The organism is Halomonas sp. 113 (assembly GCF_904067645.1).
GTDB classification, from domain to species: domain Bacteria; phylum Pseudomonadota; class Gammaproteobacteria; order Pseudomonadales; family Halomonadaceae; genus Vreelandella; species Vreelandella titanicae.
The window spans coordinates 2,176,131-2,201,689 of the sequence record NZ_LR881453.1; the positions used below are offsets into that span (position 1 = coordinate 2,176,131).

The 25,559-nt window shown below is 51.2% G+C and carries 25 protein-coding genes and 1 pseudogene; 14 read left to right on the forward strand and 12 right to left on the reverse strand.

Annotated elements, in window-relative coordinates:
* Positions 1–561: 561 nt before the first annotated feature.
* The 9 genes and pseudogenes from YERSI8AC_RS10165 (at position 562) to YERSI8AC_RS10205 (ending at position 8,846) form a co-directional block, all read left to right on the forward strand.
* Positions 562–1,548 (forward strand): TRAP transporter substrate-binding protein, encoded by a 987-nt coding sequence (locus tag YERSI8AC_RS10165; protein ID WP_159176683.1) that lies wholly within the window; start codon positions 562–564, stop codon positions 1,546–1,548.
* Positions 1,549–1,610: 62 nt separating this feature from the next.
* The gene (locus YERSI8AC_RS10170; protein WP_159176684.1) at positions 1,611–2,123 is read left to right on the forward strand and encodes a TRAP transporter small permease; all 513 of its coding nucleotides are present in this window, start codon (positions 1,611–1,613) and stop codon (positions 2,121–2,123) included.
* A gap of 2 nt (positions 2,124–2,125) precedes the next feature.
* Positions 2,126–3,397 carry a TRAP transporter large permease gene (locus YERSI8AC_RS10175; protein ID WP_008957886.1) on the forward strand — a complete coding sequence of 424 codons (1,272 nt, stop codon included), beginning with the start codon at positions 2,126–2,128 and terminating at the stop codon, positions 3,395–3,397.
* Between the two features lie 23 nt (positions 3,398–3,420).
* Entirely contained in the window at positions 3,421–4,194 is a 774-nt protein-coding gene (locus YERSI8AC_RS10180; protein WP_022523774.1) for an SDR family oxidoreductase, read from the forward strand.
* Between the two features lie 19 nt (positions 4,195–4,213).
* Positions 4,214–5,149 carry a 3-hydroxyacyl-CoA dehydrogenase gene (locus tag YERSI8AC_RS10185; protein WP_022523773.1) on the forward strand — a complete coding sequence of 312 codons (936 nt, stop codon included), beginning with the start codon at positions 4,214–4,216 and terminating at the stop codon, positions 5,147–5,149.
* Positions 5,150–5,179: 30 nt separating this feature from the next.
* The gene (locus YERSI8AC_RS10190) at positions 5,180–6,112 is read left to right on the forward strand and encodes a 3-keto-5-aminohexanoate cleavage protein (RefSeq protein ID WP_159176685.1); all 933 of its coding nucleotides are present in this window, start codon (positions 5,180–5,182) and stop codon (positions 6,110–6,112) included.
* Positions 6,113–6,124: 12 nt separating this feature from the next.
* Positions 6,125–6,643, forward strand: coding sequence for a gamma carbonic anhydrase family protein (locus tag YERSI8AC_RS10195; protein WP_159176686.1), 519 nt, complete (start codon positions 6,125–6,127; stop codon positions 6,641–6,643).
* 82 nt (positions 6,644–6,725) lie between these two features.
* Positions 6,726–7,790 carry a LacI family DNA-binding transcriptional regulator gene (locus YERSI8AC_RS10200; RefSeq protein WP_008957891.1) on the forward strand — a complete coding sequence of 355 codons (1,065 nt, stop codon included), beginning with the start codon at positions 6,726–6,728 and terminating at the stop codon, positions 7,788–7,790.
* Positions 7,765–8,846 (forward strand): annotated as a pseudogene (locus YERSI8AC_RS10205) (glycerate kinase). The gene YERSI8AC_RS10200 and the pseudogene YERSI8AC_RS10205 overlap by 26 nt, the downstream one beginning before the upstream one ends.
* A 47-nt stretch (positions 8,847–8,893) precedes the next feature.
* Here the strand turns inward: YERSI8AC_RS10205 and YERSI8AC_RS10210 are convergent.
* The 10 genes from YERSI8AC_RS10210 to YERSI8AC_RS10255 all read right to left on the reverse strand — a co-directional run bounded on the left by YERSI8AC_RS10210 (position 8,894) and on the right by YERSI8AC_RS10255 (position 18,587).
* Entirely contained in the window at positions 8,894–9,439 is a 546-nt protein-coding gene (locus YERSI8AC_RS10210; RefSeq protein WP_159176687.1) for an invasion associated locus B family protein, read from the reverse strand.
* A 1,003-nt stretch (positions 9,440–10,442) separates the two neighbouring features.
* A complete protein-coding gene (locus tag YERSI8AC_RS10215; RefSeq protein ID WP_236561335.1) occupies positions 10,443–10,733 on the reverse strand; it encodes a phosphatase PAP2 family protein in 291 nt (96 codons plus the stop codon).
* Positions 10,734–10,803: 70 nt separating this feature from the next.
* Positions 10,804–11,865 carry a D-TA family PLP-dependent enzyme gene (locus YERSI8AC_RS10220; RefSeq protein WP_159176688.1) on the reverse strand — a complete coding sequence of 354 codons (1,062 nt, stop codon included), beginning with the start codon at positions 11,863–11,865 and terminating at the stop codon, positions 10,804–10,806.
* Positions 11,866–11,948: 83 nt separating this feature from the next.
* Positions 11,949–12,776 carry an IclR family transcriptional regulator gene (locus YERSI8AC_RS10225; RefSeq protein WP_159176689.1) on the reverse strand — a complete coding sequence of 276 codons (828 nt, stop codon included), beginning with the start codon at positions 12,774–12,776 and terminating at the stop codon, positions 11,949–11,951.
* A 51-nt stretch (positions 12,777–12,827) separates the two neighbouring features.
* Positions 12,828–13,217, reverse strand: coding sequence for a RidA family protein (locus YERSI8AC_RS10230; protein ID WP_101148361.1), 390 nt, complete (start codon positions 13,215–13,217; stop codon positions 12,828–12,830).
* A 13-nt stretch (positions 13,218–13,230) separates the two neighbouring features.
* Positions 13,231–13,998, reverse strand: a complete 768-nt coding sequence (locus YERSI8AC_RS10235) for an amino acid ABC transporter ATP-binding protein (protein ID WP_269318346.1) — start codon at positions 13,996–13,998, stop codon at positions 13,231–13,233.
* 8 nt (positions 13,999–14,006) lie between these two features.
* Positions 14,007–14,669 (reverse strand): amino acid ABC transporter permease, encoded by a 663-nt coding sequence (locus tag YERSI8AC_RS10240; RefSeq protein WP_027959181.1) that lies wholly within the window; start codon positions 14,667–14,669, stop codon positions 14,007–14,009.
* Between the two features lie 8 nt (positions 14,670–14,677).
* Positions 14,678–15,340 carry an amino acid ABC transporter permease gene (locus YERSI8AC_RS10245; protein WP_027959182.1) on the reverse strand — a complete coding sequence of 221 codons (663 nt, stop codon included), beginning with the start codon at positions 15,338–15,340 and terminating at the stop codon, positions 14,678–14,680.
* Positions 15,341–15,363: 23 nt separating this feature from the next.
* Positions 15,364–16,197: a transporter substrate-binding domain-containing protein gene (locus YERSI8AC_RS10250; protein ID WP_035537439.1), complete on the reverse strand. Its 834-nt coding sequence runs from the start codon at positions 16,195–16,197 to the stop codon at positions 15,364–15,366.
* 1,433 nt (positions 16,198–17,630) lie between these two features.
* On the reverse strand, positions 17,631–18,587 hold the full coding sequence (locus YERSI8AC_RS10255) for a LysR family transcriptional regulator (protein WP_159176690.1): 957 nt from the start codon (positions 18,585–18,587) through the stop codon (positions 17,631–17,633).
* Between the two features lie 95 nt (positions 18,588–18,682).
* On the opposite strand from YERSI8AC_RS10255, the gene YERSI8AC_RS10260 reads away from it, so the two are divergent.
* Entirely contained in the window at positions 18,683–19,144 is a 462-nt protein-coding gene (locus tag YERSI8AC_RS10260) for a hypothetical protein (protein WP_159176691.1), read from the forward strand.
* A 228-nt stretch (positions 19,145–19,372) separates the two neighbouring features.
* Here the strand turns inward: YERSI8AC_RS10260 and YERSI8AC_RS10265 are convergent, their stop codons facing one another.
* Positions 19,373–20,128, reverse strand: coding sequence for a DeoR/GlpR family DNA-binding transcription regulator (locus YERSI8AC_RS10265; protein WP_159176692.1), 756 nt, complete (start codon positions 20,126–20,128; stop codon positions 19,373–19,375).
* A gap of 87 nt (positions 20,129–20,215) precedes the next feature.
* On the opposite strand from YERSI8AC_RS10265, the gene YERSI8AC_RS10270 reads away from it, so the two are divergent.
* The 3 genes from YERSI8AC_RS10270 to YERSI8AC_RS10280 all read left to right on the forward strand — a co-directional run bounded on the left by YERSI8AC_RS10270 (position 20,216) and on the right by YERSI8AC_RS10280 (position 23,373).
* Entirely contained in the window at positions 20,216–20,800 is a 585-nt protein-coding gene (locus YERSI8AC_RS10270; RefSeq protein WP_027959186.1) for an NUDIX domain-containing protein, read from the forward strand.
* A gap of 1,623 nt (positions 20,801–22,423) precedes the next feature.
* On the forward strand, positions 22,424–22,984 hold the full coding sequence (locus YERSI8AC_RS10275) for a hypothetical protein (RefSeq protein ID WP_159176693.1): 561 nt from the start codon (positions 22,424–22,426) through the stop codon (positions 22,982–22,984).
* 2 nt (positions 22,985–22,986) lie between these two features.
* Positions 22,987–23,373, forward strand: coding sequence for a hypothetical protein (locus YERSI8AC_RS10280; protein WP_159176694.1), 387 nt, complete (start codon positions 22,987–22,989; stop codon positions 23,371–23,373).
* Positions 23,374–23,654: 281 nt separating this feature from the next.
* Here YERSI8AC_RS10280 and YERSI8AC_RS10285 read toward each other — a convergent pair whose 3' ends face one another.
* Positions 23,655–24,410, reverse strand: coding sequence for a phosphatase PAP2 family protein (locus tag YERSI8AC_RS10285; protein ID WP_159176695.1), 756 nt, complete (start codon positions 24,408–24,410; stop codon positions 23,655–23,657).
* 587 nt (positions 24,411–24,997) lie between these two features.
* Between YERSI8AC_RS10285 and YERSI8AC_RS10290 the strand changes: the two genes are divergently transcribed.
* A complete protein-coding gene (locus tag YERSI8AC_RS10290; protein ID WP_201304208.1) occupies positions 24,998–25,510 on the forward strand; it encodes a GNAT family N-acetyltransferase in 513 nt (170 codons plus the stop codon).
* Positions 25,511–25,559 lie beyond the last annotated feature (49 nt).

Below are 25,559 nucleotides of genomic sequence, written 5' to 3' on the forward strand. Positions count from 1 at the left end.
AGGAAATTCCTGTATGGGTGCTACCGTTCAAAGCTGACATTCTAACTCGTTGTTACCGAAACCCCATAAACTGCTGACGCAACAACTCAGAGCAATCTAAGAGCACCGCACTATGCATCCCAGTGAAATGAGTTTCTGTTCATTAGTCAGGCCTGACAGATTTTGTCTCGGACAGTGGGGTGTATTGTATTGGGGGCAGAGTCTCTGCCTTCATTCAACGTTTTGCTTATAAGCTATTGATTACCTTTTAAAAAGTAATCCAGGGAAGCTTGCGTATTACTTCACTCTGCTTATATTAATAATGAACCCCGTATTTGTTAAACATATATGACTACGTATTCACGGCTAATACTAAAGTATATTCCTTTTTAATCAGTTAGATACAACTAGATTTTAAAGGCATATCTCCAACATTTTTGCATACGTATGCATTCTCTACTATAACTTCAATTGGGCTTGAGCAGTATTGCAGAATCACGGCTGAGGCCCGTATGAAGCAACTGACAGACTACAACGACAATACGCACAGCGTTATTGCTGGATTACAACTAGGAGTGCTGTATGAAGCTTTTTCTTCCGCTCACATCTTTGGCCGCTGCCATCGCTTTGGCCGCTTCAACCCAAGCTGTTGCACAAGCAGAACGTGTTATCAATGTGAGTCTACCGCTCGGCCCTGACTCACAGCAGGGTATTGGGGTTCTTAAGTTTGGTGACGAGCTTGAGCGCCTCTCAGAAGGCCGACTGACCATTGAGCCCCACTACGACAACGCATTGGGTGCTGAACGCGAAGTCGTTGAAGGCATGGGCTTTGGCATCATCGATGCGGGCATTTCCTCCACCGGTCCGATGGGAGGCTTCGTCGATGAATTCATGCTCTTTGACTTACCCTACGTCTTCGAGAACCACGAGCATGCCTATGCCTTTCTAGACAGCGAGCATGGCGAGGAGCTCGCACGGCTGGCCGAGGAAGGCATGAACGTGAAGTTTCTGGCGTGGATGGAGAACGGCTTCCGCCACAACACCAACTCGGTACGTCCAATCGAGAAACCCAGCGATCTGGAAGGCATTAACCACCGCACACAGGAAAGTCGCGTCCAGGTCGATACCTGGGAAGCACTGGGTGCTAACGCGACACCCATGGCATGGACCGAGGTTTACACCGCCCTCCAGCAAGGTGTTATGGATAGCCAGGAAAACCCCTTGGCCACCATCTATGACGTTAACTTCTACGAAGTTCAGGACTACCTGAACATGACACAACACGTCTATTCGCCAGCGCCACTGATGATGGGCCTGGATCTGTTCAATTCTTTCAGCGAAGAAGACCAGGCGATCATCATGGAGGCGGCCCAGATTGCCTTGCCGGTACAGCGTGAGGCCAGCCAGGAGTTAGAACAGCGTTACCTCGGGCAACTCGAAGAATTGGGCATGACCGTAACCCATCCCGACCTTGCCCCGTTTCGCGAAGCGGTCAAACCTGTCCTTGAAGAATGGGCCCCCACCATCGGTGAGGATCTGGTCGACGCTGCCGTCAATTACGAATACTGAGCCCACAACGTCCGCAGGTAACACGACGTCCTGCGGGCGCTTTTCCGACGCATGAGGCAGCCATGAAGTCTTATCTACTACTGGCCCACAGAGCCATTGATGAGTTTAACCGTCTGATCGGCTGGATATTGGCCGGATTGTTGTTAGTGATGACGGTACTTATCTTCTGGCAGGTATTTGCCCGTTTTGTCGTAGGCAGCCCGCTGTTCTTCTCAGATGAAATAGCCCGCTTCTCCATGCTCTGGTTGACCTTTCTCGGAGCTGGATATGCCTATCGCAAGGGCACACTAATCTCCGTGGACATCTTACTGGAACACGCTGGAAGAACACTGGCGCGCCTGCTGCGAATTGCCATCATCCTGTGTTCCGCTCTCTTCGCCTTTATCTTGATTAAACACGGTTACGACCTGATGGATCGGGTCGCCAGCCAGACAGCACCCAGTACTAGAATTTCTATGATGTGGCCTTACATGGCCATTCCCGTTGGAGGCGTGGTTATCATGATCAATAGCCTGGGGCTGTTGCTTGATGAGGCACTCAATATTCACAATCAGCCCAAGCAGGAGGTGAACTGACCATGGCACTGCTCTTGTTCCTACTGCTGATTTCGCTGTTCATCATCGGCGTACCCATTGCTCTCTCTCTCGGGCTAGCTTCTGCGATAACTATTTGGCATGGGGATTTATCACCCATGTTGATTGTTCCCCAACAGCTCATCGCTTCGGTGAACTCCTTCCCGTTGATGGCGATACCCTTCTTCATCCTCGCGGGTTCCTTGATGCAGAGCGGTGGAATATCCCGGCGTCTGGTCGACTTCTCCAACACCCTGGTCGGCAGTATGACGGGCGGCTTGGCGATGGTGGCCATCGTCACTTCACTTTTCTTCGCGGCCATATCAGGATCTGGCGCAGCCACAACCGCTGCCATCGGCTCCATCTTGATACCGGCCATGCTGGCCAAGGGTTACCCTGGAGGCTATACCGCCGCCAACCAAGCTGCCTCCGGCGCCCTCGGCGTCATTATCCCGCCCAGCATCCCGCTGATTCTTTACGGGATAGCTGCCAATGTGTCCGTGGGGGACATGTTCATCGCAGGCATTCTGCCCGGCATCCTAGTAACGCTGACTCTGCTGATCTTTGCCTACTTCTTCGCCAAGGCGAATGGTTTGGCTGGGAGTATCGAAAAGAGTTCTTGGATGGACGTCCTGCGGGCGGGGCGCAAGGCGATCCTGGCAATCCTTATGCCAGTCATCATCTTGGGCGGTATCTACAGTGGCATATTCACGCCGACTGAAGCCGCAGTCATCGCGGTGGCTTACTCTTTCCTGATCGGGTTTGTCATCTATAAGGAAATCAAACTGAGCAGCCTGGTTGATATCCTCAAACAATCGGCTGTTACCAGCGCTATTGTGCTAAGCATCATCGGCGCTGCAGGACTCTATGGTCGTATGCTTCAGCGGCTAAGGGTGCCTGATATGGTGTCCCAATTCGCAATATCGGCCATCGACAGCCCACTACTGTTCATTATCCTGGCCAATCTCCTGCTGTTGTTTGCAGGAATGTTTATTGAGGCAGCAGCGGCGATCCTGATCTTCGTGCCTATCCTGTTACCCATTGCGATCAGCTTCGGATTCGACCCTGTCCACTTCGGGATCATAATGGTGGTCAACCTGGCCATGGGAATGTTCACCCCACCGGTCGGCCTTAACCTCTTCGTGGCATCACAGATAGCTAATATTAGTATCGCTCGACTCACCTGGTCCGTACTGCCCTTCGTAGGAATCGTACTCATCAATCTTCTGATTATCAGCCTGCTGCCTTTCCTGTCTACTTGGCTGCCTTCGCTGTAAACCCCTCCAAGGAGAGAAACCTTATGACCGTTGTAGAAAGTTTAACGCCACGCCATGGCCTCAGAGTGCTGATTACCGCTGGTGCCAATGGTATCGGCTTAGCAATCGCTAAGGCCTTCCAGGAGGCGGGCGCACGAGTGCACGTTTGTGATATCGACACCCAGGCCTTGGCCTCGCTGCCGGAGGGCATCTCACACACTGTGGCGGATGTCAGCAAAGAGGAAGACGTCGACCGGCTGTTCCAAGATGTCGTCTCTCTGGGTGGGCTTGACGTCGTCGTTAATAATGCTGGCATCGCAGGGCCCACTGCGGGGATCGATGAGATCGATAATGACGCCTGGACCCGTACTATCGACATCAATCTCAATGGTCAGTACCGGGTTGCTCACCGCGCGACGCCGTTACTGAAGGAAAGCCAGGGGCTGTTGATCAACTTGGCATCAGTCGCAGGTCGCCTGGGCTTTGCATACCGCACTCCTTATGCCGCCAGCAAATGGGCTGTCGTCGGACTGACTAAGAGCTTGGCAATTGAGCTCGGCCCAGAAGGGGTGAGAGTCAACGCAATTCTACCTGGCATCGTGCGTGGACCGCGTATCGAAAAGGTCATTGAAGATCGTGCGGTCAAGCGTGGGCTTAGCTATGCCGAAATGGAGCAGGAAAATCTTTCTAAGATATCTATGCGACGCATGGTTGAACCCTCCGACATAGCGTCTATGGCTCTGTTCCTGTCGGCACCTGGTGGTTCCAATGTTTCAGGCCAGGCGCTGAGTGTCTGCGCCAACGTTGAGTCTTTGTGACTGATATAGGAGCAGCCTCATGACAGCACGTATAGGAATTATCGGCGCAGGCTTGATTGGCCGGGCTTGGGCCATTGTCTTTGCACGAAGCGGGATGTCTGTATGTCTCTATGATGTTGATGCTAGCGCTCTCAGCCAAGTCCGAGACGGCATTCGGCAGTCTCTTCAAGACTTATTTCAGGCTGGCCTAATTGAAGATATTGAGGTTCCGCTATCTCTCATCCAGACAGAAAACAATCTGGCGCATGCTATGAGGGATGTTGAGTACGTTCAGGAATGTGGGCCAGAAGACATTGATGCCAAACGACGTATCTATTCAGAACTTGAGTCGGTGGTGGCCATAGATACCGTGTTGGCTAGCTCTACCTCCGGCATCGCCGCGTCTCGGTTCACAAACCATCTGAAACACCCTGAGCGCTGCTTAGTAGCACATCCCGTCAATCCGCCTTACTTGATTCCACTCGTCGAAGTAGCCCCATCACCTGACACTTCGGAAGCAGCGGTGAACCGCACCATGCAACTGATGGAACAGGCTCAGCAAACCCCGATACTGGTTCGGAAGGAAGTCCAAGGCTTCATTCTCAATCGTTTGCAAGGCGCATTGTTGAACGAAGCGCTACGCCTGTTTCGCGATGGCTATGTTTCCGCTGAGGATCTGGATAAGACAGTTAAACACGGACTTGGCCTGCGTTGGTCGTTTATGGGGCCTTTCGAGACCATCGACCTCAATGCGCCTAATGGAGTCGTCGATTACGGCCAGCGCTATGGGCCACTTTACCGCGATGTCGACCGTCAGCGCAGCGATGATGACCCCTGGGATACCGCAACCCTGGCTGCCTTGGGCCAAGAACGCCGGTCACAGCTACCTTCCGAAGGTCTAGCTGAGCGACAAGCTTGGCGCGACCGACGCCTAATGGCGCTGATGGCTCATCAGCGCCATATCGATACCAAATAACTTTTTCACTTTAACTAGGAGAAACTTCTGATGGCTAATAAACGTAAAGTCATAATCACCTGTGCAGTAACCGGTGCCATCCATACGCCCTCCATGTCGCCACACCTACCGGTAACACCTGAAGAGATTGCCGAGGCTGGTATCGCTGCCGCTGAGGCAGGCGCTTCCATACTTCACCTTCATGCCCGCGATCCCGATAACGGTAAGCCCACACAAGATCCAGCTGTCTTCGAGCGGTTTCTACCGCGTATCAAGAAAGCTACCGACGCGGTCATCAACCTTACCACTGGTGGCAGCCCTCACATGACCGTTGAGGAACGTATGCGGCCAGCCATGGAGTTTAAGCCTGAGCTTGCCTCTATGAACATGGGGTCGATGAACTTTGGGCTTTTTCCCATGCTTAACCGATATGAGGATCTCAAGCACGATTGGGAGCGCGCCCATCTTGAGAATAGTCGCGACTTAGTGTTCAAGAACACTTTCGCTGATATCGAAAAGGCCATGACACTTGGTGCAGAGAACGGCACTCGCTTTGAATGTGAATGCTACGATATTGGCCATCTTTACAATTTACGCAATTTGATGGATCGCGGCATTATTAGTGGAAAAGTCTTCGTGCAGAGTGTGTTCGGCATCCTGGGCGGTATCGGCCCCCACCCCGAGGATGTTATGCATATGCGCCGAACCGCCAACCGCTTATTCGGTGATGACTACGAGTGGTCAGTGCTGGGTGCCGGAGGCAACCAGATGCGGATTGCTGCTCAGGCGGCAGCCATTGGAGGCCATGTTCGCGTCGGCCTTGAAGACTCACTATGGCTTTCTCCGGGCAAGTTAGCCGAAAGCAACGCAGCACAAGTAGCCAAAGTAGGCGAAATTCTCGAAGGCCTTTCCTTTGAAATAGCAACGCCCGACGAAGCACGCGAGATACTTCAACTTAAAGGTGGCGACCAAGTCGGCTTCTAGGGAGAGTACTTAATGCCAGTATATCGACTCGAAGGTAACGTTCCCGAGATAGCGCCAGGTGCCATGGTGATGGAAGAAGCTACGCTTATCGGGCGTATTCATCTTGCTCACGAAGTCTCTGTCTGGCCTGGCGCAGTGCTACGAGGGGATAATGAACCTATCACCGTCGGGGAAGGCAGCAATCTGCAAGATGGCTGTGTGATACATACCGACCCTGGTTACCCGGTCGACATCGGCTGTCAGGTGACCGTAGGGCACCTAGCCATGTTACATGGTTGTAAAATCGGCGATGGCGTACTGGTGGGCATGAACGCAACTTTACTCAATGGCGCAGAAATTGGTGATCATTGCATCATAGGTGCCGGCGCTTTGGTCACCTCGGGCAAACGATTCCCTCCACGCTCGTTAATTATGGGTGTGCCCGCTAAGGTGGTCAGAGAGCTAACCGATGATGAAGTGCAAGGAGCATTAGATAACAGCAAAGTTTACGTGAAAAAGATCGACCAGTATCGGTCTCTTGAAAAGGTTTGAGAGTGAGTACGGTAAGTCACTGCCTTTGGTTCTGATGAATCGGGCTGTATATAATCTAAACGGCCCTCTGGGAGCGTGATGCATGAAAAGAAAATCCGTAACCTCCCGCGATGTGGCGAAGTTAGCTGGTGTGTCTCAGTCAGCAGTGAGTCGCAGCTTTTCAGCTGATGCCAAGGTGGCGGAGAAAACGCGCAAAAGGGTGCTGGAGGCAGCCCGGGAGCTAGGATATCGCCCCAACTCCATTGCGCGCTCGCTGATTACCAGATCGAGTCGTACCATTGCTGTAGTGGCTTACAGCCTCGAAAATCCTTTCTACAGTGTCATGCTGGAAAAGGCGTCACGCTACTTTCAGCAACAGGGCTACCATCTTCAGCTTTTCTTTGCTCCGTCAGATAACGGTTTCGCTACGGTAATTGACGACATAATTAGAAGCCAAGTCGAGGGGGTGCTGATGCTGGCGATAACCATGGATAGCGCCCAGGCAGAGGAGGTGGCGAATTTTGGTATTCCTTTCGTTGTCATCAATCGTACTGTCAATTTTGATGGTATAAGCCAAGTCGGCAGTGATAACTACAGCGGGGGGTATTGGGCAGGTCACTACCTTTCCTCCCTTGGTCATCGCCGTATTGCCTATCTGGCAGGGTTGCCAGACTCTTCCACCGACCTCCAGCGGCAAGCCGGCTTTCTGAAAGGACTTGCCGATGTGGGTGTGGATTGCTATGCGATGGAGGTCGGTAACTACCGGTACGCAGATGCCTGCCATGCAACGAGGCGCCTGTTTGCTAATTCAACACCACCGGATGCGCTGTTTTGTGCTAACGATCTGATGGCAATCGCTGCTATTGATACCTTGCGGCATGAATTCGGGCTTGCAGTGCCTGATGACGTATCGGTCATTGGTTTCGACGATATACCGATGGCTGATTGGCCGAGTCATTCCCTGACAACCCTGAAACAGCCGGTGGAATTAATGGTCTTGAAGGCTACTGAGCTACTGATGGCACAAATCAATCAGATCGACATTAATACGGAGCACATCATGCTCCCGGTAACGCCAATGCTGCGAAACAGCACCCGCCGCTCGGCACGCCATCCTAAGGAGAACCTAGAGGAGGTGAGCGATGCACATCATCCTAGCGCCAGATAGCTTTAAAGATGCTCTCTCGGCTAGCGAGGCCGTCAGCGCGATCACTGACGGTATTTGTAGAGCTTTACCATCTGCACAGTATGATGCTTGCCCGATGGGCGATGGTGGGGAAGGTACTTTGGATGCTTTGATTGACGCTACAGGAGCAGGAGCGGAGCGGCATTAACAGACGGTGCAGGGACCTTTGGGAGAACTTCGTCAGGCAGCGTGGGGCTGGCATCCCATTAATTTCACAGCATATATTGAACTGGCTGAAGCGTGTGGTCTGCAGCACCTGACTCTTCTGGAGCGCACGGCACTGCATAGCTCCACCCATGGGGTAGGTGAGCTGATTATCGCCGCTCTGAACGCGGGTGCTAAGCGCATAATACTCATGCTAGGGGGGAGTGCGACCAACGACGCGGGTGCAGGCATGCTGCAGGCTTTAGGGGCAAGATTGCTTGATGACCAAGGACGACCTCTGTCGCCCGGTGGGGCGGCTCTGATCAATCTTGCTCAAGTGGAGCTTGATGGACTTGATTCGCGTCTGTCTGAGGTGATCGTTGAGACCGCCGTGGATGTAGATAATCCGCTGGTCGGTGAGCGCGGTGCCAGTGTTGTATTCGGCCCTCAAAAAGGCGCTAGCGAAAAAGATGTCGTCATATTGGATGCTGCACTAGCACATTTCGCCAGCAAGGTGGCTGAGACTCTGGGAAATGACTTCCGTGAATTACCCGGTTCAGGGGCTGCGGAGGGATGGGGTTCGCGGCACGCACCTTTCTCGGGGCGGAGCTGCGTCCAGGTATTGAATTGGTGATGACCCAGGTCGGGTTTCGACAACGACTTGAGCTTGTCGATTTGGTCATTACCGGCGAGGGAAGGCTAGACGGTCAAAGTATGGCAGGGAAGACCCCAATTGGCATTGCCCGCTGCGCACGGGAAATGGGTGTTCCAGTAGTTGTGTTAGCGGGTAGCCTCGGTGCGGGATGGCAGTTGGCTTATGATGAAGGCGTAACCTCTGTAATTGCCACCACGCCAGCAGGCGTAAACATACGCCTGCTGGCAACGGCTGAGTAGACTTGCCGGCCCTTTTAAGCCGGATTTGTCGGTTAAGGCCCCTAAGATCAGGGCGCGATGTGGGTACTGGCGTCAGTAAAGCCGAGCAGTGAAATATCTATGTCCATGCGTTCACCGCGTGGACTAATCATGCTGAGGGTTGCTGTATTGCCACTGCGGAGTTGCTGCAACATCGACGACTCAATGGGCACGTCAGCACGGCACCCTTGCTCCTGGCATACCTGATAGGGGAATTGGACTGGCTCAGCGTTATCCACACTGAATTGCAAGCCCGGGGCCAGACGTACCCCCAGCGGCACGAAGAAGCTCATCACCGGGTCATCGATCTGAGGCGGGTAGTCGAGAATTACCTGCATCAAGGGCTGGTCGCTGTCAGGTTGAGTGATCAATTGCGACATCGCACAAGGGCTCGGGCCCTCGGCATTACGCTGGCAACGGACTTCCCAGTCCTGGAACGACTCGGTAGTGACATCATTACCGGAGGCTGCCCCCGGTTGTTGTTGGCTGAAGGCATTGGGAGACAACGCCAAGAGCGATAATAGCCCCATCCTGCCTAGGTTTTGAGACAGGTTTTGAGTAAGAGAGTGCGGCATTTGAGTAACCTCCTGTTGGTTCGCTGATGGTGGATAATAATACTCACCATGCCTGCTTGTTCGCTTGAGGTCGAGCCCTTGATTTACGAGAGCGTGGTTGGGCGGTTTACCTTCCTCTCCACCTCGTTTTCCTGAGCGTTTTTTTATTTAAGGTAAATATAGACTTTATTTGTGAAACCATTCGCTATATAGGTGAGTTCTGGAGTGGCGATTAAGGTTTACACAGGACGCTGGGCAAGCGTGTTGCCGCGTGTAGCGGTGCAACAGCTGCTGAGTCTCCCTAAGCTGAAAAACACCGTCAGATATCCTGCCGATATAAATCTGGCATTATACCCTGAGCAATATTTTGATATACCCAGGCTGTATTTATATGCCCGCTTACCTTTGCAGTTTTTATTGGCGTGGTTTGTGTAGTGGTCAATTAAAAGTGAAAGGCAAGAGTATGAAGGGACTGTTTGAAATTATGTAAGGTAACAAAGTTTCGTTCTATCAAAAGCAACGCCTAACACTACTGTATTTTGCTATTTAGTCTTAGCAGTGAGCGGTAGTGCTGAGTTAGGTTCGCTTAGTTACCTAGTACGTTGGTTTCGCTTTTCTTTGATGATTTAGCAGCTTTCTTTTCTTTGGCTGTTAGAAGGGGTTTCTTTTTAGTGTCTTTTTTACTGTCTTTTCCTTTGCTCATGCTATTTGCCTCTATTAATCCATTAGTTGACCCGTTAAGCTGTATGAAACCAGCTTCCGTGAGCTGATGTTAGCGCATAAAGTGTCGACGCGCATTGTATATAGTTAATACCCTGCTAAAACGTAAAAGCTGGCCTCATCCTGGCCTTATGAAATCCTCAGGAAGTAGCAAGGTGACTGATAGACCGCACCTTGTTCTACTACAAGCTAATTCTTTGTTTCTATAGGGTTAAGCTTATTCGTTAGCCTTGACTAAAGTTATTTTTTGTCCGGTAATTGAACCGCGTAATATTCTACGCTGGCTTTTAAACGGCTATTTGCCTTACAGAACGCCCAAAAAGCGCTGATTTTGCAGCGCTGCTAGGGTGAGGTAGGTCACGGCAGACATCATTGAGTGGCCGCTGGGAAAGCTTGCGGTGTAGAGCATGGCTTCATGAGGGACGAGATCCGGGCGAGGGCGGTCAAAGCCCAGCTTCATCATGGTGCTGAGTAGTATACCACCGGGCACCGCGATTGAGGCGAAGAGGGCCGCGCGATAGTGCCTGGCAAGCAACAGGCAGCCCAGTGGTGTGGGAGGGCGCTGGGGGTGACCCCGGCGCCTACCCGATGTCAACTCATACCGGGCAGTATTGTAAGATTATCCTCATCCCCAATGGGAAAATGCCACCGTTAAATGAATGAGGTCACCGCAGATTTCCGCGTGACGTGATTTTGGCCTCCCGCTCGACGGTATCACCACGCACCAGGTAGACCATGTCGAAAAGGTTGGTGACGACGCAGGCATGGTTCGGAATTACACGTACTGTGTCGCCAATTAATGGTTTGTCCTCGCAGGCGGACAGGTCAACGACCGCGTGCTCCTCGGAGAGAGCGATGATCACAGCATGCGGATACTCCACCAGATGTCCGTAGCCTTTGTACGGTGCTGGCACCGCATCGGCAGCCAGTGCCTTGGAGCCGGAATCGATTACTGCGCGATTTACGTTGGGGCGGCTGACCACCGTGGCCTTCACCGTTAACGCACAATCGTCGAGAGTCCCGACGCCGAAAGCGACTTGCATCCGGTCGGAATAGATGTAGGTGCCGGGTCGGTACTCGGTCGTGGCCGTTCCTTCGGCGGCGCGATACATATCGGGAGTGCCTCCGGAAGAGATCACCTTAGGTGGCAAGCCCGCCGACTCCAGCGCGGCCTTGGCCTTATGCAGCCAGGCATCTGCTTCGGCAATGTTGCCCCTGGGGGGATACGTCATCAACCCGCCGAAGATCAGTCCTGGTGCATCGTTAATTTGTCGGGCGAGCTCGACCGCTTCTTCCGGAGTCTGCACACCACAGCGCCCCGCGCCGGTATCGCATTCCACTAGGACATTCAGGGGTTCGGCTGCGTCGAACCGGGCGGCGTAACCCGCGACTGTATCGGTGCTATCGGCGGTAACTGATAAAGTCACGCGGGCATGTAAGTTGACCAGTCTGTCGAGCTTGGAAGTGCCGATGATGTTGTAGGGCAAGAAAATATCGGTCAGCCCACCATCGGCCATTGCTGTGGCCTCGCCGATCTTCTGGCAAGTGATGCCGATCGCTCCTAGAGCTACCTGTTTCTGAGCCATTTCCGGAAGCTTGTGGGTTTTCACGTGAGGCCGAAGAGGCAGGTCATGCGTATCGGCATAATCCTGCGCGCGTTTCAAGTTCGCTTCGACCCGGTCGAGGTCGATTAGAACAGAGGGAGTGTCGATATCGTTGATATGCATCAGCTAATCTCATGAGAGTAATGGCATTGCTGAAGAGCAAGTTTGTGATCATTCACAATTCTACTCATCCTCTAAAGACTTCCTTAAGTTTTGGCTGTCAGGTTATCTCGCAACTGGGCCTTAAATTTAGGAGTCTGAAAATTGGGCAGATGCGACAATCTCTTTCCAGCCTGAATGAGAGTTGCGCGATAAAGAGCATAGTTTTCCATCGCGTCTTGCTTGGGGGCGATGATGCAGACGGTGCTCTGGCAAATTCCTTCGGCATCTAGAACTGGTGCCGCAAAACAATGGGTGAAATTGTCAGCGATGCTGTCAAAAGAGAAAAATTGCTCGTTCCAGGCCGTCTGCACGCTTTCGACAAACTCTTGAGGATCAATATGGCCCCCGTGGGGACTTACAAAGTCCTCAGGTGGAATCAGCGCCAAGATCTCCTCCGCCGAAAGGTTGCCGAGAAGCAAACGGCCCGACGCAGTCCAGGGGATGGGCGTCCGTTCACCGACATCAGCACTGATCCTGAACGGTCGGTTACCCTCGTTCATCATCGCTACGAAGTACTTATCTCGCTCGAGCATACATAACTGTGATGTCTCCCGCGTCTGATCCGTGATCCATTCCAGTACTGGTCGGGCAAGACCCATTATGTCGAAGTGCTTCAAATAGTTTAGCCCCCAGTAGTGCAGCTTGCGTCCGAGGAAAACCCGTCCTTCAGAGTCAGTTCGTTCCAGTAAACCTGCTGCCGTCAGCAGGCCGACCAGTTCGTATATTGAGGACTTTGGTGCCCCCATGCCGGTTGCAATATCGATGGGTCGCTGTGGCTCGCTGGTTATGCAAAGGTAGTCGAGGATCAAGAAGGCGCGCTCCAGCCCGCGTTCCTTCGTTCTGGTGGGAGAGGCAGATTTCACATTGCTCATTCAGGTACCGGCCATTTCTTCGTTGGGTGTGCCCTCTGCAGGGCATTTTGGTCAGGTCGTCTTGCGAAAGGCAATGCAGTCAACTTCGACCTTGCAGTCGACGACCATTGCGGATTGAACACAGGCTCGGGCTGGGGGGTGGTCGCCGAAGTACTGGGCAAAGATCTTGTTAAAGCTCCAGAAATCGCGTGGGTCGTCGAGCCAGACACCTACTCGCATGATGTCAGCAACGCTATAGCCAGCTGCCTCCACTATCGAAATCATGTTGCTGATCGCCTGATGGGCCTGTGGAACAATTCCACCGTCAATCACCTCACCCTCTACCATCGGCGTCTGGCCAGAAACATAGAGCCAGCCGTCGGCCTCTGTCGCTTTAGCAAACGGCAGCGCCTGACGCCCGGAGCCCTTGGATTCGTTTACACCGTATCTTTTAATACTCATGTTTTACCCTTATTCAAAACTTTGAACTTTTGAGGAATGCCGCTAGACGCTCTGACTTCGGATTGTGGAAGAGTTGTTCGGGCGGACCTTGCTCGCCAATGCGTCCATCCTGCATGAAGACGACTGTGTCCGACACGTCGTGAGCGAACTGCATCTCGTGAGTAACCAAGAGCATCGTCATGCCATCGGAGGCGAGATCCTTGACGACTGCCAGTACCTCGCTGACTAATTCCGGGTCAAGCGCGGAGGTCACCTCGTCAAAGAGCATGAGCACAGGGTTCATGGCGATCGCGCGGGCGATGGCGACGCGCTGCTGTTGGCCACCGGAAAGTTGGCCCGGGTAATGATCCTTCCAATTCTTCATGCCCACACGGTCCAGCCAACCTTCGGCGGCAGCGTAGGCTTCGTCCTTCGGGGTCTTGCGAGTTTTGATCAGACCCAGCATGACATTATGTATCGCGCTCATGTGCGGGAAAAGGTTGAAATGCTGGAAAGCCATGCCGGTCATGGCGCGCTGGCGGGCGATTTCCCTTTCTTTAAGCCGGATGCGCCGACCTTTGTGCTGCTTGTAACCGATCTGTTCCCCCTCAACAGCGACGACGCCATCCTCGTAGTCTTCCAGCAGGTTAACGCAGCGGAGCAGGGTTGTCTTTCCTGATCCGCTCGAGCCGATCAGACTCACGACATTACCACTTTGCATGGTTAGGTCGATGCCCTTGAGCACTTCGACCTCGCCGAATTTTTTATGCAGATTTGTGATTTCTAGAACGGGAATAGTCAATGTGAACCTCAGTTGGGCAGCGAGACTTTGCGCTCGACGAAGCGTCCGGCTTTTTCAATCGCAAAGTTGATAAGGAAGAAGACAAGTCCGGCAAAGAAATAGAGTTCGAGACTAAGATATGTGCGGGAGATCACTTGCTGCGTCGCCAGCAATAACTCGACCACGCCAATGACCGAGAGCAGCGTCGAAGCTTTCACAATTTCAGTGGCAGTGGTCACCCAGGTAGGCAGGATCATTCGAAGTGCCTGCGGAAGGAGCACTGAGAAGAACGTTCCAAAAAATGTCAGTCCCACAGATTTCGCTGCCTCAGTCTGACCCTTGGGGATGGTCTTCAGGGCGCCTTGAACGATTTCTCCGACATGCGATGAGCAGAATAGTGTGAGCGCGAAGACACCTGCTTGAAAGGCTGAAAGCTGAATTCCTACTATCGATAGAATATAGAAACAGGCAAGAATCAGTACGAAGACCGGCGTGCCACGCAGGAAATCGGAATATAGGCGTACGACGAACCGTAAGACTCTGTTTCCATATGAGAGAATCAGTCCGACGCCGACGCCGAGGGGCGTGCCCAGCAGGATCGACACAGCTGAAATTAGGATTGTATTGCCAAAGCCATCTAGAAGCGGCCAACGCGCCGACCAGATGGCATCAAGGGCTTGCATTATATCCATTCGGACACCTATTTCGGGATCGCCAGACGGTTTTCGGTACGCCGCAGAATTGCGGCAATGATTGAGCAGGCGATAACGTACATAAGGCTTGCGACCAGCCAAGTCTCGATGACACGGAAAGTCTCCACGTTGATCTTGCGGGCGTAGAAAGTAAGCTCAGGAACGGCAATGACCGCAGCGAGCGAGGTATCCTTGAACAGAGAAATGAAGTTATTGCCGAGCGCAGGCAGAACGCGACGGAACATGACCGGAATTGTGATTAAAATCTTGGTTCGGAACTCGGTCAATCCGACTGTCAGCCCGGCCTCTCGAAGCCCTGGGGGCAACGAGACGAGGCCAGAACGAAAGACCTCGGTTAAGTAAGCACCTGAGTAGACCGAAAGCGTGACGATGAAGCTTTCAATTTTGCCAAGGTTAATACCGAACTCAGGCAGGGCGAAGAAGGTAAAGAGGATTAACACTAGGATCGGCGTGTTTCGAAATACCGAGACATAGACTGTTGCAGCCCACCGGATGAGCCTTTTTTTCGATAGCATCGCAAAGGCTAAACACAGCCCGATCAGACAACCGATCGCGATGGATATCACGGCTAATACCAACCCCAGTCCCAAGCCGGAGAGCAAGATGTCAAAGTCTCGCCACACCGCTGCAAAATTGAAATCGTAGTCCATAAATCGCCCCAGGATGTCTTGTGTTATTTATACTCGATCGGAAAACCGATCTGGGGCGGGTCGAGCTGCACGCCGAACCACTCTTCAAAGGAAGCCGCATAGGTGTTGAATTCAACACCTGTCATCGCTTCGTGCAGAACCGAATTCACGAAGTTCAGCCAGCGTTGCTCGCCGGGCTTGACCGCGCAGCTATAGCTTTGGGGATTCCAGCCGTATCCAGCGTCGGAAAAGCGATCCGGATTCTGTGTCATGTACCATCTCAATGATGACTGGTCAGTCGCTGCTGCATCAGCGCGCCCCGAATTCAGCGCTTGGTACATCAGATCGACGCTATCGTACTGGTCGACCGTAGCCTCGGGCAGGGCGGCATGCACCATTTCCTCAGCATAAACGTTCTGCAGTACCGATACTGTGATGTCACTACCACCCGCCTTCAGCGCATCGTAATCGGCATATTCGCCGTCTGCCATCAGCATCAGGCCCACGCCTTCACGATAATAGGGGATCGTGAACTCAACTTGCTGCGCGCGGCCGGCTGTCACTGTCATGAATTGGCAGGCCACATCAACCTTGTCGGTCGCGAGGTTTGGGATTCGCGCATCGCCAGATTGGTTGACGAATTCGATCGCCTCGGAATCATCGAACAAGCCTTTGGCGATCAGCCGAAGCATGTCGACGTCGAATCCCACGAGATCATTATTGGCATCCATGAAATGCCAGGGCGAATTGGTGCTTCCGGTTCCCGCAATTAGATATCCGCGGTCGAGAACATCCTGAAGTTTATCGGCCTGAGCTGCGCTGGCAAATACGCAACAGGCGAACGCAGCGGTACCGAGTTGGGTTAGGGGTTTGAACATGATTATGAGTCTCCTTGTTGGAATATTTCGTTATATTAGATTTTGATATATTCCGGTATATTGGAAGGCAGATTATAATTACAGATTCAAGTTAGTATTGGTTGTCTGAGCTTGTCAACTGTTTTTTTTGGATGTGCGCGCACTGAATTGCTCCGACTGTCAAGTCCGAGAGCATATGGTTTTAAGCAACTATCTAAGCCTCTCTCACAGCTGAAAAGCGCCGCCCTGACATTGCTGTCTAAGCGTTCGGCATGGACGTCGGGGTGCACTTGGCTAAGACTATTGAGCTCCTGCTGCGCCGGGTTAGCTAGTCTACTTCTAGTGTCTGTTCGACAATGTTTAGCGTATATGCGCCGCAGAAAATTAATCTTAGTATGACTGCCAGTTTTCAGCATTCTGCAGAGAATACGAAGGTTTCTTTTACACTTTGAATCACTAAACACCCGCTCTTGGCCGATTAAAGAGTGTTAGCTTATATTGGTAGAGTTGCTAACGCGGGTGGTAGTCCAATTAATTATCGTCAATCCTAGTAATGATTAATATCATTTTGCGAGGTTGAGATTGGGAATGTTTTAATTTTTTTATTATTGTTTTACATCATTACAGGTAGTAGTGTTGTAGCTGTATTGGTAACAATCTATTCTAAAAAAATAATCGATAAGTGCTTTATTTATATGAAGTTTATAGATGATTGTTACGGCTTGTGTCAAGTGAATTATATGCTTACCCTAGGTGCTTCTGAAGTTGGGGAGAAGGAAAATTATATTTTTAAGAACGGCGATTGGTTTGATTTTATTGACATGTTAGAAAAATGACTCGATTGAATAAAAGATTTTGAAAGGTATGGGTCTCGAAAAAAATATGGAAGACTTTCATGATCGAGTTGCATCAAAGAAAACAGGCGGAGCCAAAGTTTTGGAAAGTGCTTGGCAATGGTGGCCTGACCTCCATAGACTATTGTAGTGAATGAGGAAAATTACTATGGATGATTATCAGTTTATAACTCTAATGCGCGAATCCAGGAACAGTTGCACTGCCCTCAATCTTTTCCGCGCGACGGTATCTCAGCGAAGCTTTTGTACGACGCACCGTGTGCGTGCCATACATTGACGCATCTAGACCTATTTCAGTGACCTATGCTTTCACAATACGGGCATATTGGCGCGTTGAAAGATGCTTTGTGCTATTGATCCGGCTGGGAAACAAGAAATCTTCGCTCCGGAGCTGAGTAAGCTGTATCCAGTCGATAATAGCGATGCGAATTTGCTCGGTAATTTTGAACTGGACAGGTCTATGTGTCTTTTGCTGCATCACAATGGCTCGTGGAAATATGCACGCGCCATGGGCTATAAACCCGAACTCATAAATTGACGAGGTCACCAACCCCACTACTCGTCGCCCGTAAATTTTGCAACAGAACCCTAACAGGTGCTTTAGCGTGGCTTGATGATGTTAGATGCTGCGAGGCGTCGGTCAGCCTCATCGATTAGCGCATCGAATGTCGCCAAAACAATATTGCATAGCCACCGGGTGGCGGGGTCACCATCAAGTTCTGATTTCCACATCACCCGAAAAGACACGTCAGGCAAGGGTTCGGGAGGCTCAAATACCTGAATATCTTCACCCGGAGCGCCTCCCAGTAGACACAGCGCGACAAAATTACCCAGCATGTCGGTATTGTTCAAGACCGCACCAATGCCTGACCAACTGGCAGCGTGTAACCCAATCCGGCGTTTCAGACCTAAGCTGTCGAACCGCTCTTCTACGGTTCCATGTGTTGCACCTGGAGCGCGCACAACGACATGAGGCCAACTCATCCAACTTTCCGTTGTCCAGTCATTTGAAGCTGGGTGTCCATGACGAGCGAAGACATAGCGTTTTAATGGGGGGAGAGCCTTAGCCTTCAATCCTGCCGGGAGAGGGAAGTTTGCGTTCCCAAAAGCAATGTCTATTTCGCCACTGACGATCTGACCCATGGTCTCCTTTGACAAGGGCTGCCATGCAAGGCCGGAGTTTGGTGCTTCTCTGTGCATCCTTCTGACAACTTCTGTGGCCACAATGTCCAAGCCGGGGCCGGCTATTTTGAAAATACGTGTGCTTTTCGAGGGATTAAATTCTGCTGGCGGCTGCACGGCGCGTTCAATCCGGGCGAGGATCGGCTGTATCTCTTGGTAAAGTGCGAGAGCCCTTGGACTCGGCTGCATAATTCCACCAACACGAACCAAAAGCGGATCACCAAGCTGGTCGCGCAACCGACCTAAAGCATGGCTGACTGCCGAAGGCGTACGGCCGAGTTGTTCTGCGGCACGATTGACACTGCCCTCATCCATCAACACACGGAAGACCAAAAGCAGGTTCAGGTTCAGGTTTCTAATCTGAATTTCATTCATGCTAAATGAATACTATTTGCTTTTATGACACGGAATTCCCAGCATAATGGCCCCGTATCGGTCAAAGATCAATATACAGCTGAAAGGAATTCACGATGGCGCTCTCGCTACCAAACGCAAAGACTCTATTTGTTGATACTGGCCCAAGACTGGTGCTTGGAGGCATCTTCCTGATCGGCGCAATTGATGGGTTTTGGTACATATTCACTGGATCGCACCTCATCCACCCACCAACATCAGTAGATGGTCTGGCTTTTGAAGCCGCTCTCAAAGAGGTTGGATTTTTCTGGCCCTTGATGAAAGTTATCGAACTGATTGGCGCTTCGTTGTTGCTGAGCAATCGAGCGCCTGCACTAGGGTTGGCATTGCTTGCGCCTGTGATAGCGGTGATTGTGGCGTTTCATGTGGTGTTGAATCCCGCCGGACTGCCGCTCGCTGCCATCTTGGTGGCAACCGGCGGAATGACCCTTTGGGTTCAGTTTGACCGTTTCAAACCGCTGACAGCTTCTGGAACACCTAAGCATCCGACCAACGACGCCGATGGCCAGTATCCGTGACCGGGAGAGCTTCTAGCTGGGACATGAAGCTATGGCCTGCCGTAGCTTCATGCTCTTATACCCAGACGACTAAAACTGTGAGGCGTTCATGGTGTGGCTCTCCAGGGGTGGAGAGGAAAGAATGGCTCAGACCATGCCTGGTGCTGAGCACACTACATAGCACAGGTCGACCCAAAGCAGTCATCTATACAGCCTTACTGGTTCACTTTTCATTACACTTGTCATTGATTAAGCGCTAATAATCGTAACACCAGCTGCGGCAAGTGGATTCGTCAATGAAACATCGGTACTTTTCTCAACAATAATTGTACTAGCGAGGGAGAGGTCACCGATCATGTACTGTGATGCGGCGTTAAGTTTATCCGATGATGCGAGTACCACCGTCTCGGCAGCATGAGCCGCGAGCGCGCGCTTCATATAAGCCTCTTCAAGATCTCCTGTGCTCAAACCGGCAGAAGCGTGCACGCCGGTCACGCCCATAAAGTAGACATCAGCACGAATGTGGGAGAGCGCTTCTATCGCCGCCGTGCCCACGGTAACGATAGAGTGCTTGAAAAGCTTCCCGCCAATAAGAATGACCTCAATTTTAGGGTGACCAACCAGCTCAACAGCAATGCTGGGGCTATGGGTAACGACTGTAGCTACTAGCTCTTTAGGTAGTTGTCGTGCCATTTCTACTGCTGTAGTACCGCCGTCTAGTATCACTACTTGACCATGGGTCACCATCTTGGCTGCGACTCCGGCGACGGCGCGTTTGGTCACCGACTCGATCGACTGTCGGTGAGCGAAGCTGGCTACTGCAGGCGAGGCGGGTAGTGCGCCGCCATGGACACGCTGTAAAAGCCCTTCGCTAGAGAGCTCCCGCAGATCACGTCTAATCGTATCCTCCGAGACGCCAAATGTTTCGCTCAATGCCTTGGAAATGACTTGGCCATCGCGTTGGAGCTGGGCCAAGATTTCGCTTTTCCTCTGACGTGTCAGCATACGTACCTCGTTATGCACGAAATAGCTTGATAATGCACGATAATGCATACTAAGCTGAATTTCATCATAATGCCAAAGAGAAAGGAAATGAATGCGACCGAGAACCGGGTCAGAATCATCGAAACTAAAGTGTTGTCCGATGATTGGTACGTGTTGAAGAAAACGACCTTCGACTATCTTCGCCATGACAACGTATGGCAGCGGCAGAGCCGTGAAACCTATGATCGCGGCAATGGTGCTACCATTTTGCTATTCAACCGCGAACGACACACTGTCGTGCTGACGCGTCAGTTCCGTTTCCCCGCATTCGTCAATGGCCATGATGGCATGTTGATTGAGGCCGCTGCAGGTTTGCTTGATGATGCTTCGCCCGAGGAACGTATACGTGCCGAGGTGGAGGAGGAAACTGGCTATCGTATTCAGCATGTTGAAAAGGTTTTTGAAGCTTTTATGAGCCCTGGATCGGTCACTGAAAAGCTCTACTTCTTCATTGCAAATTACGATGCGGAATTAAGAATAGGCAAAGGAGGTGGTCTGAAAGAAGAGGGGGAGGACATAGAAGTACTGGAGTTGCCTTTAGCAAAGGCTTTGCAGTTGATTCAGGAAGGGATAATTGTCGATGGGAAAACCATTATGTTGCTACAGCATGTGGCCCTGCGACTAGGTAACTAATGGCCTGGCTAACGGTGACGTCCCGGATTGAGTTTCAAGAAAAGCATCCGTCTACTATCTATCGCAGAAGTCGAGCTACGTCTAATAAACCAACCGGCACGGCCCCTGTCGGCGGTCGTTGCCTGTCAGTGGGGCGGATCATCTCCAGCGTTATACCAACACATCCTAAACGTCCGATCCTGGCCGGACAACGACGGCCCGAAATAGGCCGTCGTTTATCCTCATCAAACTTCTGTCTGTTCTGCCATTTCCAACGCGTCATCTACCTCTATCCCTAGATACCTGACGGTGCTTTCCAGCTTCGTGTGACCCAGGAGTAGTTGCACTGCCCTCAGGTTTTCGTGCGACGGTATATCAGCGAAGCTTTTGTACGGAGCATCCTGTGCGTGCCATACATTGACGCATCTAGACGTATTTCGGTGATCCAGGCTTTCACAATACGGGCATATTGGCGCGTTGAAAGATGCTTTGCGCGATTGATTCGGCTGGGAAACAAGAAATCCTCACTCCGGAGCTGAGCCAGCTGTATCCAGTCGATAATAGCGATACGAGTCTGCTCGGTAATTTCGAACTGGACGGGCCTATGTGTCTTTTGCTGCATCACAATGGCTCTTGGGGATATGCACTCACCATGAGCTATATCCCGTATTCGTAAATTGACGAGGTCGCAGCCTAGTAATTTGTTATCGATGGCTAAATTGAAGAGGGCGAGGTCTCTCGTCTTTTTGGCAAGCTGTAGGCGAACACGTATGGCCCAGATATCTTGAAGACGCAGAGGCGCCTTCTGCCCAACTAACCTGCCTTTATTCCAAGGTGTAGGTGTACAGGAGACACTCCAGTCAAAACGTTCATGGCATGTTCCTCCATCAGGTGGAGGTCAAAGAATGGCTCAATTCATGCTCGTCATGTGCTAAAGTTAATTTACAGTCGGGGCTCGACCCAGAGCGGAAGTTTCGAAAAATTTCGATTGGAACGGTTCGATATAGAGCTTTAGAAACAACTAAGAGGCGAGCGAACACTGTGCAATCTCTAAAAGTCAAAATGAAAATGCCGGCATGATGTGGAAGGTTAATCTTGTGCACTGGAATGACTCTCTCCATGTCAGAACGGTATTAGATGAAATAATGAGCAGCATAGTCAAAAATAATAATAAAAATTGACTGAACATCCTGTTTTCGTAGTGCTTAATGGATCTCCCCAAGTTTTGTAGACACTGCCTAGTCTTATGCTTTGGGTGTAAGTGTTTGTCTGAGTGGGAAATTATAATTCTGAGATAGGTTTGTTTCATCTAAAGTGCGGTGTTACATCAGCATTAAATCATTTTTCGCTCATGGCAGATTGAAGAAAATTAACCTACGCTTGTGGGGCGGGTGGGGTAGCTGGTGACTCAAAGTTGTTAGGTTGGAAAAGGTGTTGTGCATGTAATGCAACTTTTCCGATGAACGATATTGTTTGGTTTGGCTATATATGATTTAAGTATATTAAAGGCTAATGTGGCTGATTATAACCTTATTGAAGGCGCTTACACATTTAAGGCGATATGTGACAACAATTTCTGATTGATAATATAATCATAAGTAGTTGAAGTTGTACTGGATTAGACAGCACAAAAGGAGATGATTCATGAAAAAGACTTACTATTCGGCGACTACATTTCTAACCCTTTCAATTAATCGGCACTTATATGAAGGCAAGCACTATGTATATGTCGCCGAGAGTTTTTACCCTTACGGAAAGAGTAATCCCAAGTCGTCTAATCCGCTGCTGATCTACATGGATCTCTACCAACCATGGCAGGATCGCGATGAACATGACAAGTTTTTTCTCCAACACCGGCTAGCTGTTAGGAAAGGTGTTTTGGCAAAGGAAAAAGACGGAACAGTTTTACCCCGGATCGCCAACGATCTAAGAAGAGTCGCTGATCGGGTAATACTTGAGTTTTTCTACCCAGTAGTCTATCGAGTGAATTTCGATGTGAGTACTGCTGGGAGAGCTGGAGTAACCGTAGCTGGTTCGGGACTAAAGGGTTCAAGCGAATTCTTGATCCCAGATCTGAACGAGACTGAGTACGAACTGCTGTTCAACGACAATTATACCCACCATTTCGATAAACTCCGAGAGCCATGCGGCTACTTTGGGAGCAAAGCCGACGCCGTAATTGAGCTTTTAAAGTGGAGTCCCTAACGATGGAATTTATCTCTCTTCCCTTGCACTATTTTTCACAGCTGAAGAACCCTAGTGATTTTCACAACTACGTTGATGGATTGGCGCTGATGGACGACCTGCTTTGCACATACGATAGAGAACCACGTTCGCCAATGTATCTTCCCAAAGACAATCAAGGGCGATCAGCCGGAGATCTAGCTCTAATTCAGGAACGAATTTCGGAATGCCTGGAGGCGTTAGAATCTCCTAATCTCAAAGAAAATCTTGCTATCAATTTCGAACGCGCTACAGCTCTCTACTGTAAAGGAGTGGACTCTTCAAACCAGATACAGCTGTTTCTTGCTGCACTACTTTATCTCTACGCGGATGTCATTCACCCAGCTATATATCCAGAAAAACAAAACTGATCTTTTAAAGTAGTAAAGTGGTTGAACGCGCTCGCTTTACACTTTACATCCGGAATTTCTAAAAGTCCGCTCCTGGTTGATAACTGAATCGTGGGATATGATACGCCTGCTTGCTAAGCGACTATTTGCCTTCCAGAGCGCTCCAAAAGGCTGAGCCATATACTTAGATTCCGAGAGTAGTGACCCGGAATGGCAGACTGGTGTGAATGTAATCAGCTCCTGTTAATTGTCCAGGTGGCTGGGCAACATACACTGTGTTGCTCAGCTCTGCTAGAGCCAAGTTATTCTGTGCCCGAACTGCTCTCTTCCGGCTCTACCTGCCCACGCCGCTGAAGCCAGTGCATCACGATCCAGCACAGTGCTGCCCAGCTAGCCCCGGCTGTCCAACCGGCAAGTACATCGGTCGGCCAATGAACCCCAAGGTAAACGCGGCTTATGCCCACTAGTAGGGTCAGTAATATCGCCAGTATCAGAAGGTAAGCCTTCAGCCTCAGCGCGGGCTGTACGCGAATAAGTAGCGCGGCCAGGGTGAGGTAGGTCACGGCAGACATCATTGAGTGGCCGCTGGGAAAGCTCGCGGTGTAGACCATGGCTTCATGAGGCACGAGATCCGGGCGAGGGCGATCGAAGCCCATCTTCATCACAGTGCTTAGTAGTATGCCGCCGGGCACCGCGATTGAGGCGAAGAGGGCCGCGCGATAGTGTCTGGCAAGTAACAGGTAGCCTAGGGCGCCCAATGTGATGAGTACTAGCACGCCGACACCGCCCAGTGCGGTGAAGTCCCGGCCCATTTCCTCAACCCAGCCCGGCCCGATCGGGTCGCTAATATCTGCGGGGTTGCGAAGGGCGAGCAGTAGGCTCTCATCGATGCTACGGGTGTCCCCCTCGATAACTTCGTCGGCCAGCGCGATGAACCCCCAAATCCCACCGGAAAGTACCGCGACGCATAGCAGCATCGCCAGTTCGTAGCGGCCGAGCCGAGCCAGCAGGGAAAAGCTTTTGCGCCCAACTTGTCCAAGTTTTTCATGGTGCTTCATTTGCAACTCCTTTGCTTTGATAAGTGATACGCAACGTCGATTCTGACGGTCTTATTGTGCCAGTGTTATCAATAGCGCGGAAAACCACTTACTTCTATAGCAGGATGACGTTTTGTCAGGGGACATTTAGCAGGATAGTCAGGCATTGTCGCCGAAGGTCTTGCGCCAGTCGCGGGGGTTGACCTGATGGCGCTGCCTGAAAGTGCCGAAACGAAGTTGACGTGTGGCATTCGGGAGCCGGACTTCCTCGACCCATTCCACCCATGTTTCGGTAAGGCGTTGTCCAAGCCGCAATGTATGCCAGGGCGCGCGCTGGGCCGGTTTCCTGGCGCCGGAGCGCTGGATCGTCGTTCAACTGGGCATATGGTGATGGTTAAAAGCAAGCGTGATAGATAGAGCCGCTGAGCCCTTAGCAGAATACTCCAATCATCATGAGTCTTATGCTAACTTAGCATTAACGGTTCAAAAGCAGTGCCTTACCTATAATCAAATTTTATTTACTTCTGCTTTCTCAGCCGATGTCTAGATAAGAGCGAGCACTGTGTTACTTGAATCTGTGTTTCCCGTATCCATTTATGGAGGCTTCAATGGAGCTTAGGCATGCGGAAGAGCTAGATCTGCCCAGAATTGTGAATATCTACAATGCAGCTATCCCAACAAGATCCTCTACGGCGGATACAGAGCCGGTTAGCGTTGAATCGCGCCTTGAGTGGTTTCGGCAACATCAACCTGAGAGCCGTCCGCTACTGGTGTATGAACAGGACGAAGAGGTCGTTGCATGGGTAAGTCTTGAGAGTTTCTATGGCAGACCCGCGTATCGGCATACGGCTGAGCTGAGCATCTATATCGCCCCAGAGCATCAGGGTAAGCTGCTAGGCAAAAGGCTTTTATTGGCTGCCGAGAATATGGCACCAAAACTGGGTTTACGTACTCTGGTCGGTTACGTCTTTGCGCATAATACCCCGAGTATTCGGCTGCTAAAGGCTCTTGGTTACCATGAGTGGGGGCGCCTTCCTGATATAGCCGAGATGGATGGTAGGGAGTACAGTCTCTGTATTATGGGCAAGCGGCTAGCCATTAATGACCTAGCTGACCACTAAATCGGTAATAGTCGGTTTATTGCCGGCTACCCATCACCTCACCCGTAGT

Excerpts from the sequence above, each read along its gene's own strand:
- YERSI8AC_RS10180 (WP_022523774.1), top strand. The coding sequence starts at position 3,421 with ATGACCGTTGTAGAAAGTTTAACGCCACGCCATGGCCTCAGAGTGCTG.
- YERSI8AC_RS10290 (WP_201304208.1), top strand. The coding sequence starts at position 24,998 with ATGGAGCTTAGGCATGCGGAAGAGCTAGATCTGCCCAGAATTGTGAAT.
- YERSI8AC_RS10195 (WP_159176686.1), top strand. The coding sequence starts at position 6,125 with ATGCCAGTATATCGACTCGAAGGTAACGTTCCCGAGATAGCGCCAGGT.
- YERSI8AC_RS10220 (WP_159176688.1), bottom strand. The coding sequence starts at position 11,865 with ATGCATATCAACGATATCGACACTCCCTCTGTTCTAATCGACCTCGAC.
- YERSI8AC_RS10210 (WP_159176687.1), bottom strand. The coding sequence starts at position 9,439 with ATGCCGCACTCTCTTACTCAAAACCTGTCTCAAAACCTAGGCAGGATG.
- YERSI8AC_RS10280 (WP_159176694.1), top strand. The coding sequence starts at position 22,987 with ATGGAATTTATCTCTCTTCCCTTGCACTATTTTTCACAGCTGAAGAAC.
- YERSI8AC_RS10175 (WP_008957886.1), top strand. The coding sequence starts at position 2,126 with ATGGCACTGCTCTTGTTCCTACTGCTGATTTCGCTGTTCATCATCGGC.
- YERSI8AC_RS10275 (WP_159176693.1), top strand. The coding sequence starts at position 22,424 with ATGAAAAAGACTTACTATTCGGCGACTACATTTCTAACCCTTTCAATT.
- YERSI8AC_RS10230 (WP_101148361.1), bottom strand. The coding sequence starts at position 13,217 with ATGAGTATTAAAAGATACGGTGTAAACGAATCCAAGGGCTCCGGGCGT.
- YERSI8AC_RS10260 (WP_159176691.1), top strand. The coding sequence starts at position 18,683 with ATGGCGCTCTCGCTACCAAACGCAAAGACTCTATTTGTTGATACTGGC.
- YERSI8AC_RS10240 (WP_027959181.1), bottom strand. The coding sequence starts at position 14,669 with ATGGATATAATGCAAGCCCTTGATGCCATCTGGTCGGCGCGTTGGCCG.
- YERSI8AC_RS10185 (WP_022523773.1), top strand. The coding sequence starts at position 4,214 with ATGACAGCACGTATAGGAATTATCGGCGCAGGCTTGATTGGCCGGGCT.
- YERSI8AC_RS10265 (WP_159176692.1), bottom strand. The coding sequence starts at position 20,128 with ATGCTGACACGTCAGAGGAAAAGCGAAATCTTGGCCCAGCTCCAACGC.
- YERSI8AC_RS10285 (WP_159176695.1), bottom strand. The coding sequence starts at position 24,410 with ATGAAGCACCATGAAAAACTTGGACAAGTTGGGCGCAAAAGCTTTTCC.
- YERSI8AC_RS10225 (WP_159176689.1), bottom strand. The coding sequence starts at position 12,776 with ATGAGCAATGTGAAATCTGCCTCTCCCACCAGAACGAAGGAACGCGGG.
- YERSI8AC_RS10190 (WP_159176685.1), top strand. The coding sequence starts at position 5,180 with ATGGCTAATAAACGTAAAGTCATAATCACCTGTGCAGTAACCGGTGCC.
- YERSI8AC_RS10165 (WP_159176683.1), top strand. The coding sequence starts at position 562 with ATGAAGCTTTTTCTTCCGCTCACATCTTTGGCCGCTGCCATCGCTTTG.
- YERSI8AC_RS10250 (WP_035537439.1), bottom strand. The coding sequence starts at position 16,197 with ATGTTCAAACCCCTAACCCAACTCGGTACCGCTGCGTTCGCCTGTTGC.
- YERSI8AC_RS10270 (WP_027959186.1), top strand. The coding sequence starts at position 20,216 with ATGAATGCGACCGAGAACCGGGTCAGAATCATCGAAACTAAAGTGTTG.
- YERSI8AC_RS10245 (WP_027959182.1), bottom strand. The coding sequence starts at position 15,340 with ATGGACTACGATTTCAATTTTGCAGCGGTGTGGCGAGACTTTGACATC.
- YERSI8AC_RS10255 (WP_159176690.1), bottom strand. The coding sequence starts at position 18,587 with ATGAATGAAATTCAGATTAGAAACCTGAACCTGAACCTGCTTTTGGTC.
- YERSI8AC_RS10200 (WP_008957891.1), top strand. The coding sequence starts at position 6,726 with ATGAAAAGAAAATCCGTAACCTCCCGCGATGTGGCGAAGTTAGCTGGT.
- YERSI8AC_RS10170 (WP_159176684.1), top strand. The coding sequence starts at position 1,611 with ATGAAGTCTTATCTACTACTGGCCCACAGAGCCATTGATGAGTTTAAC.